Raw genomic sequence first — 2487 nt, 5'->3', positions numbered from 1 at the left:
ATGGGAATAGATAAGAGTAATATCCGTTTTGTTGTTCATATGAGTATGCCTAAAACCATGGAAAACTATTACCAAGAGATTGGTCGCGCTGGAAGAGATGGTTTAGCTGCTCAAACTCTTCTTTTATACACTAAATCAGACGATGTAAAGATGAGAAGTTTTATAGATGATATAGAGAATTTAGAGTATAAAGAACTTCTATATAACAAACTTCGTAAGATGTATAGCTATTCAAATTCAAGTGAATGTAGACATAAACTAATAGCTAAGTATTTTGAAGATGAAATAGATACTTGTGGTGATATTTGTGACAATTGTAGGCGAGGTGAAGTAGAAAAAATTGATATTACACTAGAATCTCAAAAACTACTCTCTTGCATCTATAGATGCGAGCAAAAATTTGGAATGATACACGTTATAGATGTTTTAAGAGGTTCTAAGGGACAAAAAGTATTACAGTTTTATCATGATAAGCTATCAGTTTATTCTATAGGCAAAGATGTTTCAAAAGAAGTTTGGAACTCTATAGGAGATAGACTTTTTGAGTTAGATGCAATTGAAATTGGAGAGTTTAGAGCTATTAAACTTAAAAAGTTTGGTGTAGGAATCTTACAAAAAAAAGTTTCTGTTGAAATAGATAAGCACAAAATGGATATTAAGGGTAGAACTTCTAAGAAGCAAGAGTTTAGCGAAGTTGAAGATAGTGTGTTTGAACAATTTAAGGCGTTAAGACTTGAGATAGCTTCAAAAAATGAAGTTCCAGCCTATATCGTTTTCTCAGATAAAACACTTTTAGAGTTTGCACAAAAACTACCACAAAACAAAGAAGAAATTTTAGATGTTAATGGGGTAGGTGAAGTGAAATATGAAAGGTATGGAGAAGATTTTTTAGCTCTTTGTAAAGAACTAAAATGATATAATGATAAAAATTTAAAACAGCAGAGTATACTTTGAAAAAAATTTTAATAATTAGTGACGGTATAGCAGGAAAGCATTTTCTACAAAGAGTTATTGAGACCTATACTAGTGAAAACATTTACTATGTTGTCCAAGCAAAACCAGTAGAATATGAAGATGTTAATCCTGCACGTTTTAAGTTTTATGAGTTTGATCCAACAAGCTTTTATAAACTTTCAAACCTTTTAAAAATGGAATTTGTTCAAGTAATGATTGCTATGGATAATCAACTTGATGTTGAAAATACTATTAAGAATATCAAACTTGTAAAAAAGCAACTTCGTGTCATCGTTTTAAACAAATGGGATATGAAGAATGAAAACTCAGATGTAGTTATGATTAATTCTCATGAGCTATTAGCTTCTAGACTCATCGACTACCTTCCTAATGTTCCTGTAATCGCTCAAAATGTAGGAATAGGTGAGGGAGAAATAATGGAAGTATTAGTTCCATTTGGAAGCTCCTTTGTTTATAGACATATAGGCGTAATAGAACAAAAAAACTGGCGTATTGTTGCAATATATAGAAATAGAAAACTTCTAATGCCTTCTCGTAGAAGAATGATTCAGCCAAATGATTTACTAGTTCTAGTTGGAGAACCTGCCGTTTTAAAATCAGTATACCGTGCAATTAAGAGAGAGCTTGGGCAATTTCCAGAACCTTTTGGATCAAATATCTTTTTATATGTTGATATGAATCTTGTTAATTTAGGAACAATTCAAGAACTTATTAGAAGAGCTGTTTTCGCTCATAAAAAATTCAAACATGATCTTATAATTAAAGTAGTAAATCCTAGTAACATAGAAACTATTCAGTACATAAAAGACCTTAGAGATGATAATGTAATTGTAAATATAGAGTATAAGTCAACAGACCTAATTAATACATTTTTTAATGATATAAAGCTTTATCATATAGGCCTTATTATAGTCTCGTCAGAGATGTTTGCCCATTATCATATGAGAAAAGCTCTGTATGAATCACATGTCCCTGTATTAAAGCTCTCAGATAGATCTTTTTCAAGTGTTAAAGACGCTTCAATCATACTAAGTGACAATAGAGATTTAGAAAAAATATCTGCAACTATATTTGATATATCTGAGCAGATGGGATTTAACTTAGAAATATACAATTATATGAATGAGCATCAAGAAGAAAAAGAACAGGTGATAGAACACTATTATAACCTTGCAACGATCTTTTCAAAAAGCATTAAGGTTATTAAAGAAAATAAAAATCCAATCAGGACACTAAGACAAAAAAACAACTTTGTTCATATCTTACCTTTTACATATAAACTAACAAAAAGACGTGCTTATTCATTTTTATCTACAGACAGCGAAAAACTTTATTATAAACTAGATAATTACCATCAAATTTTTATACCGGTTCAGCTCTAAAGAAATTATTTAGCTTTATCTTACCCTTTTTTAAGTATTATATATTTAAATAATTAATTAAAAATTTTGGATATATAATGCAAGTAAACATAGCCCTCAAAAAAGTCGTTGATAACTCATACAATATCAA

Annotated in this window: 2 protein-coding genes; both read left to right on the top strand. The window is 29.8% G+C overall.

Going from position 1 to position 2487, the window contains the following annotated elements; all coding sequences use genetic code 11:
• Positions 1–915: RQC domain-containing protein (locus tag QZZ48_RS15385; protein WP_294967137.1), on the top strand; the 915-nt coding region annotated here is incomplete at its 5' end.
• Between the two features lie 35 nt (positions 916–950).
• Complete coding sequence (locus QZZ48_RS15380) at positions 951–2357, top strand: TrkA C-terminal domain-containing protein (protein WP_294967136.1); 1407 nt, start codon at positions 951–953, stop codon at positions 2355–2357.
• The last annotated feature ends 130 nt before the right edge of the window (positions 2358–2487 follow it).

It is taken from the genome of Sulfurimonas sp. (assembly GCF_016744025.1).
Taxonomy (GTDB): Bacteria; Campylobacterota; Campylobacteria; order Campylobacterales; family Sulfurimonadaceae; genus Sulfurimonas.
Note: the sequence above shows the minus strand (reverse complement) of the source record. Positions and strands in the feature narration are given on the sequence as shown.